The 15,016-nt window shown below is 60.9% G+C and carries 16 protein-coding genes; 7 read left to right on the top strand and 9 right to left on the bottom strand.

Going from position 1 to position 15,016, the window contains the following annotated elements:
- Positions 1 to 246 precede the first annotated feature (246 nt).
- Positions 247 to 1,056 (top strand): 23S rRNA (guanine(745)-N(1))-methyltransferase, encoded by an 810-nt coding sequence (gene rlmA, locus GJV78_RS13105; RefSeq protein ID WP_155108781.1) that lies wholly within the window; start codon positions 247 to 249, stop codon positions 1,054 to 1,056.
- Here the strand turns inward: rlmA and mntP are convergent.
- The 5 genes from mntP to manX all read right to left on the bottom strand — a co-directional run bounded on the left by mntP (position 1,053) and on the right by manX (position 5,223).
- Positions 1,053 to 1,616 carry a manganese efflux pump MntP gene (gene mntP, locus GJV78_RS13100; RefSeq protein ID WP_155108780.1) on the bottom strand — a complete coding sequence of 188 codons (564 nt, stop codon included), beginning with the start codon at positions 1,614 to 1,616 and terminating at the stop codon, positions 1,053 to 1,055. The two genes, rlmA and mntP, sit on opposite strands and share 4 nt — an antisense overlap.
- Positions 1,617 to 2,032: 416 nt before the next feature.
- Positions 2,033 to 2,491, bottom strand: coding sequence for a DUF986 family protein (locus tag GJV78_RS13095; protein ID WP_155108779.1), 459 nt, complete (start codon positions 2,489 to 2,491; stop codon positions 2,033 to 2,035).
- 52 nt (positions 2,492 to 2,543) lie between these two features.
- Complete coding sequence (locus tag GJV78_RS13090) at positions 2,544 to 3,395, bottom strand: PTS mannose transporter subunit IID (RefSeq protein WP_155108778.1); 852 nt, start codon at positions 3,393 to 3,395, stop codon at positions 2,544 to 2,546.
- 12 nt (positions 3,396 to 3,407) lie between these two features.
- Positions 3,408 to 4,208 carry a PTS mannose/fructose/sorbose transporter subunit IIC gene (locus tag GJV78_RS13085; RefSeq protein WP_155108777.1) on the bottom strand — a complete coding sequence of 267 codons (801 nt, stop codon included), beginning with the start codon at positions 4,206 to 4,208 and terminating at the stop codon, positions 3,408 to 3,410.
- Between the two features lie 55 nt (positions 4,209 to 4,263).
- Positions 4,264 to 5,223 carry a PTS mannose transporter subunit IIAB gene (gene manX / locus GJV78_RS13080; RefSeq protein WP_167519561.1) on the bottom strand — a complete coding sequence of 320 codons (960 nt, stop codon included), beginning with the start codon at positions 5,221 to 5,223 and terminating at the stop codon, positions 4,264 to 4,266.
- A gap of 230 nt (positions 5,224 to 5,453) precedes the next feature.
- Between manX and GJV78_RS24145 the strand changes: the two genes are divergently transcribed.
- Positions 5,454 to 5,681: a protein YoaL gene (locus GJV78_RS24145; RefSeq protein WP_407929056.1), complete on the top strand. Its 228-nt coding sequence runs from the start codon at positions 5,454 to 5,456 to the stop codon at positions 5,679 to 5,681.
- Positions 5,669 to 7,231 carry a CNNM family cation transport protein YoaE gene (yoaE, locus tag GJV78_RS13075; RefSeq protein WP_155108776.1) on the top strand — a complete coding sequence of 521 codons (1,563 nt, stop codon included), beginning with the start codon at positions 5,669 to 5,671 and terminating at the stop codon, positions 7,229 to 7,231. Before GJV78_RS24145 ends, yoaE begins: the two co-directional genes overlap by 13 nt.
- A 148-nt stretch (positions 7,232 to 7,379) precedes the next feature.
- On the opposite strand, the gene sdaA is transcribed toward yoaE, so the two are convergent.
- The 3 genes from sdaA to pabB form a co-directional block, all read right to left on the bottom strand.
- The gene (sdaA, locus tag GJV78_RS13070; protein ID WP_167519560.1) at positions 7,380 to 8,744 is read right to left on the bottom strand and encodes an L-serine ammonia-lyase; all 1,365 of its coding nucleotides are present in this window, start codon (positions 8,742 to 8,744) and stop codon (positions 7,380 to 7,382) included.
- A 257-nt stretch (positions 8,745 to 9,001) separates the two neighbouring features.
- Positions 9,002 to 9,580, bottom strand: a complete 579-nt coding sequence (locus GJV78_RS13065; protein ID WP_155108774.1) for a CoA pyrophosphatase — start codon at positions 9,578 to 9,580, stop codon at positions 9,002 to 9,004.
- A gap of 3 nt (positions 9,581 to 9,583) precedes the next feature.
- Positions 9,584 to 10,945, bottom strand: a complete 1,362-nt coding sequence (gene pabB, locus GJV78_RS13060) for an aminodeoxychorismate synthase component 1 (protein ID WP_155108773.1) — start codon at positions 10,943 to 10,945, stop codon at positions 9,584 to 9,586.
- Between the two features lie 72 nt (positions 10,946 to 11,017).
- Here pabB and GJV78_RS13055 point away from each other — a divergent pair, with 72 nt between their 5' ends.
- Positions 11,018 to 11,212 carry a YoaH family protein gene (locus GJV78_RS13055; RefSeq protein ID WP_155108772.1) on the top strand — a complete coding sequence of 65 codons (195 nt, stop codon included), beginning with the start codon at positions 11,018 to 11,020 and terminating at the stop codon, positions 11,210 to 11,212.
- Between the two features lie 6 nt (positions 11,213 to 11,218).
- Here the strand turns inward: GJV78_RS13055 and GJV78_RS13050 are convergent, their stop codons facing one another.
- Positions 11,219 to 11,563, bottom strand: a complete 345-nt coding sequence (locus GJV78_RS13050; RefSeq protein WP_155108771.1) for a RidA family protein — start codon at positions 11,561 to 11,563, stop codon at positions 11,219 to 11,221.
- Positions 11,564 to 11,685: 122 nt separating this feature from the next.
- Here GJV78_RS13050 and GJV78_RS13045 point away from each other — a divergent pair, with 122 nt between their 5' ends.
- The 3 genes from GJV78_RS13045 (at position 11,686) to GJV78_RS13035 (ending at position 15,005) form a co-directional block, all read left to right on the top strand.
- Complete coding sequence (locus GJV78_RS13045) at positions 11,686 to 13,596, top strand: ATP-dependent DNA helicase (protein ID WP_167519559.1); 1,911 nt, start codon at positions 11,686 to 11,688, stop codon at positions 13,594 to 13,596.
- A gap of 58 nt (positions 13,597 to 13,654) precedes the next feature.
- Entirely contained in the window at positions 13,655 to 14,350 is a 696-nt protein-coding gene (tsaB, locus tag GJV78_RS13040; protein ID WP_155108769.1) for a tRNA (adenosine(37)-N6)-threonylcarbamoyltransferase complex dimerization subunit type 1 TsaB, read from the top strand.
- 73 nt (positions 14,351 to 14,423) lie between these two features.
- Positions 14,424 to 15,005 carry a Slp/YeaY family lipoprotein gene (locus GJV78_RS13035; protein WP_155108768.1) on the top strand — a complete coding sequence of 194 codons (582 nt, stop codon included), beginning with the start codon at positions 14,424 to 14,426 and terminating at the stop codon, positions 15,003 to 15,005.
- Positions 15,006 to 15,016 lie beyond the last annotated feature (11 nt).

Raw genomic sequence — 15,016 nt, 5'->3', positions numbered from 1 at the left:
GCGCGGTACACCCGCGGAAATTAACAAAGGCGGGAGAACCGGCGGCAGCCATCGCGGCACCAACCGCTTATCCACCACGGCGATCCCGCTGCCAGTATTCAGCCTGGTAAGGGAAATGGCTGCATCCGGTGGATTACCGGGCGTGCCGCCTGATGCGCCAGCGCAATGGCCGCGAGGCGTAAATGATTTTCCCACGGCGTAAATCACGCTACACTTGCGCCCTTTAAGTCCCCCGCCGGAGTTACCATGTCCTTTAGCTGTCCCCTCTGTCATCAGCCTCTCGCACAGGTTAAAAGCAGTTTCGTTTGTCCGCAGCGGCATCAGTTTGATGTGGCGAAAGAGGGATATGTCAACCTGCTGCCGGTTCAGCATAAGCGCTCGCGCGATCCGGGCGACAGCCCGCAGATGATGCAGGCGCGCCGGGCGTTTCTCGACGCCGGACACTATCAGCCGCTGCGCGATGCCATCGTAGACGCGCTGGCCCGGCTGCCGGACGGGCGGGCCGCGACGGTTCTGGATATCGGCTGCGGTGAAGGGTATTACACCCACGCTTTTGCCGACGCGCTGCCGGAGGCGGCCGTCTTTGGTCTTGATGTGGCAAGAGTTGCCGTTAAGGCTGCCGCAAAGCGCTACCCGCAGGTGAGCTTCTGCGTGGCGTCAAGCCATCGCCTGCCGTTTGCCGACGCCGGCATGGACGCCGTGGTCCGCATTTACGCTCCCTGTAAAGCAGAGGAGCTGGCGCGGGTAGTAAAGCCCGGAGGCTGGGTTATCACCGCCACGCCTGGACCGCGTCACCTGATGGCGCTGAAGGGGTTAATCTATGATGAGGTGCGTTTACATGCGCCGTATGCTGAGCAGCTTACGGGCTTTACGTTGCGGCAGGATCTTGCGCTGGGCTATGAGATGCAGCTGAGCGGTAGCGAGGCGGTGGCGCTGCTGCAGATGACGCCCTTTGCCTGGCGGGCGAAGCCGGAAGTATGGCAGCAGCTGGCGGAAAGGGAGACGTTCAGCTGCCAGACGGACTTCAGCGTTCACCTCTGGCAGCGAACCCCTTAGCCGTGGAAATGCGCCCAGAGGATCTGGGCACCGATGCCGATCAGCACCAGCCCGCCAACGATCTCCGCCCGTTTACCGAGAAGAGGGCCTATAAAGCGGCCGATCATCATTCCCAGGGTGGACATGATCAGCGTGGCGCAGCCGATAGCCAGCGCGGTAGCGATAATATTGACCTGCAGGAAAGCCAGCCCGATGCCGACGGCCAACGCATCAAGGCTGGTAGCGATAGCGGTGGTGACCAGCAGCCAGAAACCGTGGCGCTGGGGGGGGCTGGCTTCCTCATCACCTTCGCGCAGCCCCTCAATCACCATGCGTCCGCCCAGAAAGACCAGCAGCACGAAGGCGATCCAGTGGCTCCACTCCAGAACAAATTTGTTTGCCAGCACGCCCATGACCCAGCCCACCAGCGGGGTGAGGGTCTCGACGGCACCGAAAATCAGGCCGGTGCGCAGCGCTTCAGAGAATTTAGGTTTATGCAGCGTGGCACCCTTGCCAATCGACGCGGCAAAAGCATCCATTGACATGCCAAAAGCGAGAAGTACGGTTGCGGTAATATTCATGCGAGCGTCCTGACCGGGGGTTCCATAAAACACATCTACTGCCCCCAGCAAACATGCATGGCGAAACGCCGCGTTCGGCGACCATGCATAGCAGTTGATGTGCCTATGGTCTCGCCTGACTGAAATCACTTTTCAGTCCGTACGCGCCACGTTTTGCAACGAGTATGTTGACACGTACATTTCCGCAGACTGGAAATTGGCTACTCCCCAAATGACGGCGCAACCATAACATATTTGGCGAAGATAAAACAATAAACGGGAAATATTCTTTTATTTCTATTTGAAAATGATTTTCATTAAGATTTATATATTGACAGAACGTTAAAAATAATAACATTTTTGCCTGTGAAATATAGCCCTGACTATAGATAAGGTTAAGTACACAGGGCTAAAATAGCGGCGTAAAAATTCTTAACTTATTGATTGTTTACTAAAAAATCATATATCTTCTCCAGGCTGCTTATATTCTTTACGCGAATAAGCAGCCGCCGCCGCTCTAATTGCACAACCAGCACGCCGTCTGCCGATAAATTCATCTCCTTAATTTGCTTATATTCTGTCCACGCGCCGGCGAAAAGAAAGCCCTGCGCTTTGAAGTGGATTTTTGGCGTACGAAGCCAGAACAGATATAATCCCGTCAGCGCCAGGACGCTTAATAACCAGGTGGTGGTTGGCGGGCCGCCGCCCGCGAGGTTATTGCAAATAAGGAGGATGACCAGCCCGATAAAAATAGCGCCGTCGGCGCGGGTGCGTCGCAGCAGCGGAATGGACAGCAGGGCAGGGCCGCGGCGGCGGGGCACGACGATCTGGTCGTAAAGGGCGTACGCCAGCAAAATAATAATGAAAAGTATCAGCGTCAGGTTGGTGGCGGCCATCTCTTCTCCTGATAACACGCCGGGGCCAGCGCCCCGGCGGTCTGCGCGAAGATCACTGACCCAGCAGCCCGGCGGCGTAGCCGACGATGCCGATGATAAAAAAGCCGATGATGATCCACAGCGGGTTGACTTTTTTCCGCAGCAGCCACATGCAGGCAAAGGTCAGCAGCAGCGGCACCAGGCCCGGCATCAGCTGGTCAAGAATCGTCTGCACGGTGGTGACATTCTCTTTGCCCGTCTGGTCGGTGATACGCGACACCACCAGCGGGATATTAACGTGCGTCCACTTATTGACCAGCGCCCCCATCACAAACAGGCCGAGAATCGATGCCCCTTCGGTCAGCTTCTGCAGAAAGCCGCCGCCCATATCCTGGACGATGTTTACCCCTTTGCGGTAGCCGTAGGCTACGCCGTAGTAGCGGGTTCCCAGGCGTACCAGGTTGAACAAAATAAAGAACAGCAGCGGGCCGAGCAGGCTGCCGCTCATGGCGATGCCCGCCCCCAGCGCGGCAAACACCGGGCGCACGGTTCCCCAGAAGATAGGATCGCCCACGCCCGCCAGCGGCCCCATCAGGCCGACCTTGATGCCATTGATAGCGCCGTCGTCGATTTCCGCGCCGTTAGCACGCTGCTCTTCCATTGCCAGGGTGACGCCCAGCACCGGGGCTGCCACGTAGGGATGGGTATTAAAAAACTCCAGGTGCCGCTTGATGGCCTGTCTGCGCGCGTCGTTATTCTCCGGGTAGAGGCGGCGGATCGCCGGCACCATCGAAAAACAGAAGCCCAGCGCCTGCATACGTTCGAAGTTCCACGATCCCTGAAACAGGTTAGAACGGATGAACACGCCGCGGATATCGCTCTGCGTGAGCTTTTTCTCACCGGTAGTCTTTGTCATATCAACCATTTTGTTCACCTGTTAGTCCAGTTCGTTATCGGGATCGTCGCTGCCGACGGCCTGCGTCGGCGAGGCCCCCGGGCGGTTGTATTTCGGGCTGAGCTGAATGTAGAGGATGGCCATTACCGCGCCGATCGCCCCAAGGGCCACGAGGTTGAAGTTAGTAAAGGCGGCGGTGACGAAACCGAGATAGAAGAACGGCATCAGATAGCCTGCGCGCATCATATTGATGACCATGGCATAGCCGACGACGACGATCATGCCGCCGGCGATGTTCAGACCGCCGGTCACCACTTCCGGAATGGCGTTCAGCATGTTCTGCACTTCGCTGGTGCCCACGGAGATGGCGACGATAACCGCCGGAATGGCGATGCGCATCGCCTGCAGGAACAGGGATGAGACGTGCAGCCAGGAGAGCGCCGTCAGGTTACCGCTTTCGGCCGCCTTGTCCGCCGCGTGCTGGAACGCCACGGTAATGGTTCGTACGATGATGGTCAGCACCTGGCCCGCCGCCGCCAGCGGAATGGCCAGCGCGATCCCGGCACCAATGCTCTGATGGCCGGCGATAACCAGAACGGTAGAGATAATAGATGCCAGCGCGGCATCTGGTGCCACGGCGGCACCGATGTTCATCCAGCCGAGGGCAATCATCTCCAGGGTGCCGCCGATGATAATCCCGGTTTTCATATCGCCGAGTACGGCACCGATTAGCGTACAGGCCACCAGCGGCCGGTGGAACTGAAATTCATCGAGTACCGATTCCATCCCGGCGATACAGGCGACGATGAACACCAGCACAATCTGAAGCGTGGCGATCTCCATTGTACTTCTCCTCTTGCTATGCAGACTGGGGGAAAACGAAAGAAAGGCCGGAGGGTCATTTCGCCACTTTGGCGAGCAGATCCATCATATTTAGCCGCTGATCGGTAGACACTTTGCGTACTTCCAGCTCAATCCCGCGGGCGTGGAGCTTTCTGAATGCGGCGATATCTTTCTCATCAACGGAAACCGCGTTGTTCACCTGGGTTCGTCCCTGACGCCAGGCCATGCCGCCAATGTTTACGGAGGTTACCCTGACGCCGCCCTCCACAACGCGCTCTACGTCGGTCGGGTTGGTGAACAGCAGCATGACCCGCTCGCCCGCGTATTTTGGGTTGTTATAAACGCGAATCATTTTGGCAACGTCAACGACGTGGGCGGTAACCCCGGGGGGCGCGACCTGGGTCAGCAGGGTTTTACGGACGGTATCGGCGGCCACTTCATCGCTGACGACGATGATGCGGCTGACGTTGGTCTCTTTCGTCCAGCGGGTGGCTACCTGGCCGTGAATCAGGCGATCGTCAATGCGGGCGAGGCCGATGGTCATAGAGTCGTTCACTCCCATCGACTTCACCGGAGCCGCTTCCGGCGTGACCGCTGCGGGAGCGGGAGCCGGGGCCGGCTTCGCCTTCAGCGCCTTCACGCCCTCGCGGCCGGTCTCAACGGCAAGCTGGACCAGCTCGTCAAAGGCCGGGTCGTCGTCGCGGGCCATCAGTGTCTCTACCAGCATCGGGATGTTAACGCCGGCCACCACCTCGTACTGTGCGTGGTCGACGACAATGCGGCTGGCGGCGTTGAACGGGCTGCCGCCCCAGGTGTCGACCAGGAACAGCACCCCTTTGTTGGTATCAAGCTGCGCTAACCGGGCGTGATATTTTTCGATCAGCGTTTCGGCGTTTTCACCCGGAACAAAGTCGATCCAGCCGACGTTTTCCTGCTCGCCCAGCAGCATTTCTGCCGTTTTAAGCAGCTGCTCCGCGGCCCAACCGTGCGTGCCTATCACAATAGCAATGGTCACCTGTTACCTCCTTTATTGTTAATCCAGCAACATGACGGATGGCGTAGCGTCGTCGTCTGTAGAACCCGATACCCGATAACGGCGACGGAAAATGCATTCACAAGATTTATTTTAGATTGTGAAATGATTAATTCGTTTGATGACGATCCGTAATTTCACTTTGGTTACAGATATTTCGCGCGGTAAATTATTCGCTTAGGGCGGTGCGAGGGTCGGTAAATTTTTGCCAAATGCCCGGGGCCTCTGCTATGTTTAGCTTCCGTTTAATTAGCAAGGAGTACAGGGCAGTAGCCCACCGTATGGATCGTCACCGACGTCATTTCATCTTCAGGCCGTTACGCGCCTGCCAGACCGGCACCGTATGCCATCGCTTAACATTACTTATTACCTTCACGCCTTCGTTATCCCGGACGCCGTTTAGCCATTCCTTTCGCAGGAGTACGTCATGGAATTCTTAATGGACCCCTCGATTTGGGCCGGTTTGCTTACGCTGGTGGTCCTCGAAATTGTGCTGGGTATCGACAACCTGGTTTTTATCGCTATCCTTGCGGACAAGCTGCCGCCGAAACAGCGGGATAAAGCGCGCCTGATTGGCCTGTCGCTGGCGCTGGTGATGCGTCTGGGGCTGCTCTCCATCATTTCGTGGATGGTCACCCTGACAAAACCGCTGTTTACGGTGATGGATCTCAGCTTCTCCGGCCGCGATCTGATCATGCTGCTGGGCGGTATTTTTCTGCTGTTCAAGGCGACCACTGAGCTGCACGAACGGCTGGAGAACCGTGAACATGATGCCGGCCACGGCAAGGGCTACGCCAGCTTCTGGGTGGTGGTGACGCAGATTGTGGTGCTGGACGCGGTCTTTTCGCTGGATGCGGTGATCACCGCGGTAGGGATGGTGAACCACCTGCCGGTGATGATGGCCGCGGTGGTGATTGCGATGGCAATGATGCTGCTGGCGTCGAAGCCGCTGACCCGCTTCGTTAACCAGCATCCGACGGTGGTGGTGCTCTGTCTGAGCTTCCTGCTGATGATTGGTCTGAGCCTGGTGGCCGAAGGCTTTGGTTTCCATATTCCGAAGGGCTATCTGTACGCCGCCATCGGCTTCTCGATTGTTATCGAGATCTTTAACCAGATTGCGCGCCGCAACTTTATTCGCCACCAGTCCGCGCAGCCGCTGCGCGCGCGCACCGCCGACGCGATCCTGCGGCTGATGGGCGGCAGGCGTCAGGCCGGGGTGCAGCCGGAAATGGACAGCCAGGCTCCGCCGGTGCCGATCCCGGAAGGGGCGTTTGCCGAAGAGGAGCGCTATATGATTAACGGCGTGCTGACCCTGGCCTCGCGCTCCCTGCGCGGTATCATGACGCCCCGGGGTGAAATCAGCTGGGTGGATGCCACCCTGAGCGTGGATGAGATCCGCGAGCAGCTGCTCTCTTCGCCACACAGCCTTTTTCCGGTGTGCCGCGGCGAGCTGGATGAAATTATCGGCATCGTCCGGGCCAAAGAGCTGCTGGTGGCGCTGGAAGAGGGCGTGGACGTGGCGGCCATCGCCGCCGCCTCGCCGGCGATCGTGGTGCCGGAAACCCTGGACCCGATCAACCTGCTGGGGGTACTGCGCCGGGCGCGCGGCAGCTTCGTCATTGTGACCAACGAGTTTGGCATGGTGCAGGGGCTGGTGACGCCCCTTGACGTGCTGGAAGCGATCGCCGGCGAGTTCCCGGACGCCGACGAAACGCCGGAAATTGTTGCCGACGGCGACGGCTGGCTGGTGAAGGGCGGCACCGATCTGCACGCGCTACAGCAGGCGCTGGCCCTCGACAATCTGCTGAATGAAGATGAGGATGTCGCCACGGCGGCGGGGCTGGTGATTGCCGTCCACGGGCGCATTCCGCAGGTCGGCGATGTCATCGAGGTAGCGCCGCTGCACATCACCGTTGTTGAAGCCAACGACTACCGCGTCGATCTGGTGCGCATTGTGAAAGCGCAGCCCGCCCACGACGAAGAGGAGTAGCGCGTTAACCGCCGTCAGCGCAGCGGCATAGCGGACGGTTTTTGTCCGCTATGCCGGGCCGACGTCTGCCAGGCGATATAGCCTGCCGCAGGCTTTCGCCTATCCGCGAGGGATGGACGATGCCGGAACGGCGCGACGCTCTGCCGCGTCAGTCGCACTGCACCTTAATGGCCAGGCCGCCGCGGGAGGTTTCGCGGTACTTGGCGTTCATATCCTTACCGGTCTCGTACATGGTCTCGATGACTTTATCCAGCGAAACGCGCGGCGCGCTGGTGCGGCGCAGCGCCATCCGCGCGGCGTTGATCGCCTTTACCGAGGCGATGGCGTTGCGCTCGATACACGGCACCTGCACCTGGCCGGCAACCGGATCGCAGGTCAACCCCAGGTTGTGCTCCATGCCGATTTCCGCCGCGACGCAGACCTGCTCCGGGCTGCCGCCGAGCAGTTCCGCCAGCCCGGCCGCCGCCATCGAGCAGGCCACGCCCACTTCACCCTGGCAGCCCACCTCCGCGCCGGAGATCGAGGCGTTCATCTTATACAGCGCGCCGATGGCTCCGGCCGCCAGAAAGTAGCGGGTATAGATATCCGGGCTGACCGACCCGATAAAATGGTCGTAATAGGCCAGCACCGCCGGTACGATCCCGCAGGCACCGTTGGTCGGCGCGGTGACCACCCGGCCACCGGCGGCGTTTTCCTCGTTCACCGCGAGGGCAAACATGTTCACCCAGTCGATAACGTTCATCGGATCGTTAGAGAGCTTATCGCTGGAGACCAGCATACGCCGCAGGGCCGACGCGCGGCGCGGCACGCGCAGCGGGCCGGGCAATACGCCCTCGGTGTTCATGCCGCGATCGATGCAGGCGCGCATGGTTTGCCAGACGTTGGCGAAATACGCATCAATCTCTTTTTTATCGTGCAGCGCCAGTTCGTTCTGCATCACCATTCCCGAGAGTGAGAGGCCGGTGCTGCTGCAGTAGCCGAGCATTTCGGCCGCTGACGTAAAGGGATACGGCACGCTGACGCCGCTCTCCGCCTGCTGGCCAAAGTGCTCTTCGTCGACGATAAAACCGCCGCCGATGGAGTAGTACGTTTTGCTGTATACCAGGGCGTCGTCGCGCCAGGCGTGGATCTGCATGCCGTTTTCATGCAGCGGCAGGTTGCCGTCGTGAAAGCGCATTCCCTCATTGGGCGGGAAATCCACCTCGCGTCGCCCCTGGGCCAGCAGCAGGCGTCCGCGCGCCTCCACGTCGCGAATAAAGCCAGGGATGCTGTCAATATCCACGGTGGCCGGCTCGTTGCCCGCCAGCCCCATAATGATGGCGATATCGGTATGGTGCCCTTTGCCCGTCAGCGACAGAGAGCCATACACGTCAACGGCAACACGGGTCACGCTGTCCAGTAACCCTGTTTCAACCAGATCGTCGACAAACTGTTTACCCGCCTTCATCGGCCCTACGGTATGGGAAGAGGAGGGACCAATCCCCACCTTAAACATGTCGAACAGACTAATCACAATAATACTCCTGCTGGGCAACCGGAGGCTTCCGGTAACGATGTGTATCCGTCTTCGCTCAGGCTTGCTGCGCGCTGGCTCAGGAAGAGGCGGCGCGGTTTTTGTCCTGAGGGGGAATAGCCGGACGGAATAATTGCGCATTAGTGTAAGAGGGAATGGGCCGGTCAGGGCCAATAATTCACATGAATTAAATTAATGGATCACCGCCGTTTTTCTAATAATGTGACCGGCATTGCAGCGCGGAAACGGGGATACCGTCAGGGACGGATACCAATTTGCAGCGCCAACTGGCGAATGATCCCGGCGGTCATGCCCCAGACGAAATAGTGCTCGTACCAGGAGAGCCAGACGCGATGGGAACTGCCGCGGCGGTAAACGTCCAGCGGGTGATAGCGGCCTAAATGCAGGGCCTGGGCCAGGGGCATCTCGAAGACGGCGGAGACTTCATCCACGCTGGCGCGGTACGGCAGGTCCGGCGGGATCACGCCGACCACCGGCGTCACATGAAAGCCGGTAACGCTGTCCACCGGCGGCAGTACGCCGATCACCTCCACGGCGTCCGGCGGGATGGACACCTCCTCCTGCGCCTCGCGCAGCGCGGCGGCGACGATCGAGGCGTCGGTAGGGTCCACCGCGCCGCCGGGAAAGGCCACCTGACCGGCGTGTTTGCGCAGATGGACCGAGCGCTGGGTCAGCAGCAGCCCCGGCCGGGGCCGCCGCACCACCGGGATCAGCACCGCGGCCTGGCGCGCGTTCAGCGCCGTGCGGTTAAGCGACGGACGCAGCAGCTGAAAGCGCGATAAAAAGTCGTCAAGGGTCAGGTCGCCGTAGTCCATCGTTTAATTCTCCAGCAGGCGCAAAATGCGGTTCACTTTATCCAGGGTTTCCTGATACTCCGCCGCCTCATCGCTGTCCGCCACGATGCCGCCGCCGGCGGAGCAGTAGAGTCGATCGCGAGTCGCAATAAGGGTACGGATGGCGATGCTGGTATCCATTCTGCCACACAGGCTGAGATAGCCAACGCTGCCGCACCAGGCGCTGCGCCGCTGCGGCTCCAGCTCCTCGATGATTTCCATGGCCCGCACCTTCGGCGCGCCGGTTATCGATCCGCCGGGAAAGGCGGCGCGCAGCAGGTCGACGGCGTGCAGGCGCTCCGCCAGCCGGGCGGTGACGGTGCTGACCAGATGGTGCACGGCGGGAAACGGCTCAACCACGAACAGCTCCGGCACCTTAACCGTGCCCGGCACCGCCACCTGGCCGATATCGTTGCGCATCAGGTCGACGATCATAACGTTTTCCGCCCGATCTTTTTCCGACGCCGCCAGCCGCCGCGCCTGGCGTCGATCGGCCTGCGGATCCGCCAGCCGGGGCAGGGTGCCTTTGATCGGGCGCGTCTGGATCTCCCCGTCGTCGAGCAGAATAAACCGCTCCGGGGAGAGGCTGAGGATCGCCCCCTCATTCAGGCGCAGAAAAGCGCTGAACGGCGCGCGGTTGCTGCGGTTCAGCGCCGTAAACGCCTGCCACTCGTCGCCCTGGTATTCCGCCTGAAAGCGCCGGGCGAGGTTAATCTGATAGCAGTCGCCGCTGTGCAGATACGCCTGCACCCGGCGGAAGCGATCGCCGTACTGCCGTCGCGTCATGTTGGTTCGCCAGGGCGAGGTCAGACGGAAGGGCGCGCCGGGCGTCGCCTGCTGCGCCGTCAGCCAGTCGCGTCTGGCCCCGGCGTCCGCGTAGCTGAGCAGCGAAACGGTCTGCCGCTGATGGTCGACGATCAGCGCCCAGTCGTAGATGCCCACCGCCATGTCCGGCAGGTCGATGTCGCGCTCTGCGCGCGCCGGCAGCGTTTCGAAGCGTCGCCCGAGATCGTAACCAAACAGGCCCAGCGCGCCGCCCTGAAAGGGAAGGTCGGGGCTGTGCCGGGGGCGGAAGGGCAGGCGATCCAGCGCGTCGCGCAGCAGCTGCAGCGGATCGTCGGCGCTGTGGCGTGAAGCGTGCGCATCGCACACCAGGGTGTCCGCAGCGCGGGTGGTCAGGGTGGCAACCGGGTCGGCGACCAGGATATCAAAGCGGCTGCAGGGATGATCGGCATGGCCCGAGTGCAGCAGCATGGCCCAGGGCCGGTGGCTCAGGGGGGCGAAGTAGCGTTCGGCGGCGTCCTGATGCCAGGGTAAATTGATAACGGTGGGAGATAACGTCTTCATCGATCCTGCTCTGCTGGCTATGCGTCGGGTAGCATGAAATAATTAGCGCTGACAATTTAGCAGGAGTTACCCATGTTTGCAGGTTTACCTTCACTCAGCCATGAACAGCAGCAAAAAGCGGTAGAGCGTATTCAGGAGCTGATGACCCAGGGCATGAGCAGCGGCGAGGCCATTGCGCTGGTGGCCGGGGAGCTGCGCGCCACCCATACCGGCGAGCGGATTGTGGCGCGCTTTGAGGACGAAGACGACCAGGACGCCGTCTCCTGACCGCTTTTACACCGCCGCGATAATTTTAATTTCCACTCTGAACTGCGGGTGCATTAGCTCCGCCTGAACCGTGCAGCGCACCGGGGCGTGGCCGGGGACGACCCAGGCATCCCAGGCCCTGTTCATCGCCGCAAAATCGTTTTTATCGGCAAGGAAAATGGTCGCGTCCAGAATGCGCGACCTGTCGCTACCCTGCTTTTTCAGCGCGGCGTCGATCTGCGTCAGGACGCTGGTGGTCTGCTCAAAGGCGTCGGCGTCGAGGTTTTCCGGGACTCCGGTATAGTAAAGCGTGCCGTTGTGGATCACCACGTCGGACCAGCGATCTTCTGCATCTATACGAACAATGGACATATTTTTTCCCTTTTCTGATTGATGTGGCAAGACTGCCACAATGTTGCGCCGTCGTCATCCCTTCAACTGGCGCAAGGGCCGCTGGCCTGACATAATCCCTGTTCAAATCAACAGGGGGCAGTGTGACGGACGATTTTGCAGCAGACGGCCAGTTGGCTAAAGCCATTCCCGGATTCAAACCGAGAGAACCGCAGCGACAGATGGCCGTTGCCGTCACCCAGGCGATTGAAAAGGCGCGGCCGCTGGTGATCGAGGCGGGAACCGGGACCGGAAAAACCTTTGCCTATCTCGCCCCGGCGCTGCGCGCCGACAAAAAGGCGATCGTCTCAACCGGCTCAAAGGCGCTGCAGGATCAGCTCTACAGCCGCGATCTGCCGACGGTGGCGAAGGCGCTGAACTACACCGGCAGGCTGGCGCTGCTGAAGGGGCGCTCCAACTACCTGTGCCTCGAACGTCTTGAGCAGCAGGTGCTGGCGGGAGGCGATCTGCCGGTACAAACCCTAAGCGACATCATCCTTCTGCGCTCGTGGGCGAATCAGACGGAAGAGGGGGATATCAGCACCTGCGTCAGCGTGGCGGAAGATTCACCGGCGTGGCCGCTGGTGACCAGCACTAACGACAACTGCCTCGGCAGCGACTGCCCGCACTATAAAGAGTGCTTCGTAGTAAAGGCGCGTAAAAAGGCGATGGACGCCGACGTGGTGGTGGTCAACCACCACCTCTTCCTTGCCGATATGGTGGTGAAAGAGAGCGGCTTCGGCGAGCTGATCCCGGAGGCCGGGGTGATGATCTTCGACGAGGCCCATCAACTGCCGGATATCGCCAGCCACTATTTCGGCCAGTCGCTCTCCAGCCGACAGCTGATGGATCTGGCGAAAGATATCACTATCGCCTACCGCACCGAGCTGAAGGATACGCAGCAGCTGCAGAAGTGCGCCGATCGTCTCGCCCAGAGCGCGCAGGATTTTCGCCTGCAGCTGGGGGAGCCGGGCTATCGCGGCAACCTGCGTGAGCTGCTGGCCGATCCGCGCGTTCAGCGCGCCTTTCTGCTGCTCGACGATACCCTTGAGCTGTGCTACGACGTAGCGAAACTCTCCCTGGGCCGCTCGGCGCTGCTTGACGCCGCGTTCGAGCGCACCACCCTCTACCGCGCCCGGCTGAAGCGCCTGAAGGCGGTCAACCAGCCCGGCTACAGCTACTGGTACGAATGCACCTCGCGCCATTTCACCCTGGCCCTGACGCCGCTCACCGTGGCGGAAAAGTTTAAGGAGGTGATGGCGCAAAAGCCCGGCAGCTGGATCTTCACCTCCGCTACCCTGTCGGTGAACGACGACCTGAGCCACTTTACGTCGCGGCTGGGCATTGAGCAGGCCCAGTCGATGCTGCTGCCCAGTCCGTTCGATTACACCCGCCAGGCGCTGCTCTGCGTGCCGCGCAATCTGCCGCAGTCCAACCAGCCCGGCGGCGCGTGCCAGCTGGCGAAAATGTTAAGACCGCTGATTGAAGCCAACAACGGCCGCTGCTTTATGCTCTGCACCTCCCACGCCATGATGCGCGATCTGGCGGAGCAGTTTCGCGCCACCATGACCCTGCCGGTGCTGCTGCAGGGAGAGACCAGCAAGAGCCAGCTGCTGCAGCAGTTTGTCAGCGCCGGTAACGCGCTGCTGGTGGCGACCAGCAGCTTCTGGGAGGGCGTAGACGTACGCGGCGATGCGCTGTCGCTGGTGATCATTGACAAGCTGCCGTTTACCTCGCCGGAGGACCCGCTGCTGAAGGCGCGCATGGAGGACTGCCGGCTGCGCGGCGGCGATCCCTTTGCCGACGTCCAGCTGCCTGACGCGGTGATCGCTCTTAAGCAGGGGGTCGGCAGGCTGATCCGCGATATCGACGACCGGGGCGTGCTGGTCATTTGCGATAACCGGCTGGTGATGCGGCCCTACGGTGCCACCTTCCTCGCCAGCCTGCCGCCCGCGCCGCGCACCCGCGACATTGCCCGCGCCGTTCGCTTCCTGGCCATTCCGGGGGCCGGGTAATTTACCGCGAAGTGTGGTAAGCTGCGCGCCATTTTTATTGATCTAAGCACGAAGACCCATGCGAATTCTGGCTATCGATACCGCCACAGAGGCCTGTTCCGTTGCCCTGTGGAATGACGGAAAAACTCACGCTCACTTTGAGCTATGTCCACGAGAACACACCCAGCGGATCCTGCCGATGGTTCAGGCTATCCTGGCCGACGGCGGCGTGGCGCTGTCCGACGTTGATGCGCTGGCCTATGGCCGGGGACCGGGAAGTTTCACCGGAGTGCGTATCGGCATCGGCATTGCCCAGGGGCTGGCGCTGGGGGCCGGGCTGCCGACCATCGGCGTGTCGACGCTGGCGACGATGGCCGAGGGGGCGTGGCGCAAGTCCGGCGCAACCCGCGTGCTGGCCGCTATCGACGCGCGCATGGGCGAGGTTTACTGGGCGGAGTATCAGCGCGACGAAAGCGGCGACTGGCACGGTGAAGAGAGCGAGGCGGTGCTGAAGCCGGAACAGGTCGCGGCACGGCTGCGGCAGCTTGCCGGCGAGTGGTTTACCGTCGGCACCGGCTGGTCCGCATGGCCTGAACTGGGTAAAGAGAGCGGGCTTATGCTGCGCGACGGCGGCGTACAGCTGCCGGCGGCGGAAGATATGCTGCCCATCGCGCGCTTGCTGCTGGCGGCAGGAAAAACCGTCGCCGTCGAGCACGCGGAGCCGGTTTATTTACGCAATGAGGTGGCATGGAAGAAACTTCCGGGCAAAGCGTGACTCTCAGTAATGTATCCTGAACGTTCAGGCGCAGGCGAGCGAGCCGGGCGCTGAGAAAATAAGGAGTCGCACTATGGCGGTTCAGAAACAGAGTAGTAAAGGTGTGCTGGCAGGCGCGATTGCGCTGATGCTGAGCGGATGCGTCACCGTTCCTGACGCGATTAAAGGCTCCAGCCCCACGCCGCAGCAGGATCTGGTACGGGTGATGAACGCGCCCCAGCTGTACGTCGGCCAGGAGGCGCGCTTCGGCGGTAAAGTAGTGAGCGTGCAGAACCAGCAGGGTAAAACCCGCCTGGAGATCGCCACCGTCGCCCTTGACGAAGGGGCGCGGCCGGGTCTCGGCGAACCGTCCCGGGGGCGCATTTACGCCGATGCCAGCGGTTTTCTCGACCCGGTAGATTTTCGCGGACAGCTGGTGACCGTCGTCGGCCCGATTACCGGTACGGTGGAGGGAAAAATCGGCAGCACGCCATACCGGTTTATGACCATGCAGGTGACGGGCTATAAGCGCTGGCGTCTTGTCCAGCAGGTTATAATGCCGCCACAGCCGATCGATCCGTGGTTTTACGGCGGGCGGGGCTGGCCGTACGGCTACGGCGGCTGGGGATGGTTTCACCCCGGTCCCGCGCAGGTTCAGACGGTGGTCGTCGAGTAATTTTTTGATTT

It is taken from the genome of Intestinirhabdus alba, from assembly GCF_009711095.1.
Classification (GTDB): domain Bacteria; phylum Pseudomonadota; class Gammaproteobacteria; order Enterobacterales; family Enterobacteriaceae; genus Intestinirhabdus; species Intestinirhabdus alba.
The sequence above is the reverse complement of the archived record's forward strand: the minus strand, read 5'-3'. Positions and strand labels throughout refer to the sequence as shown.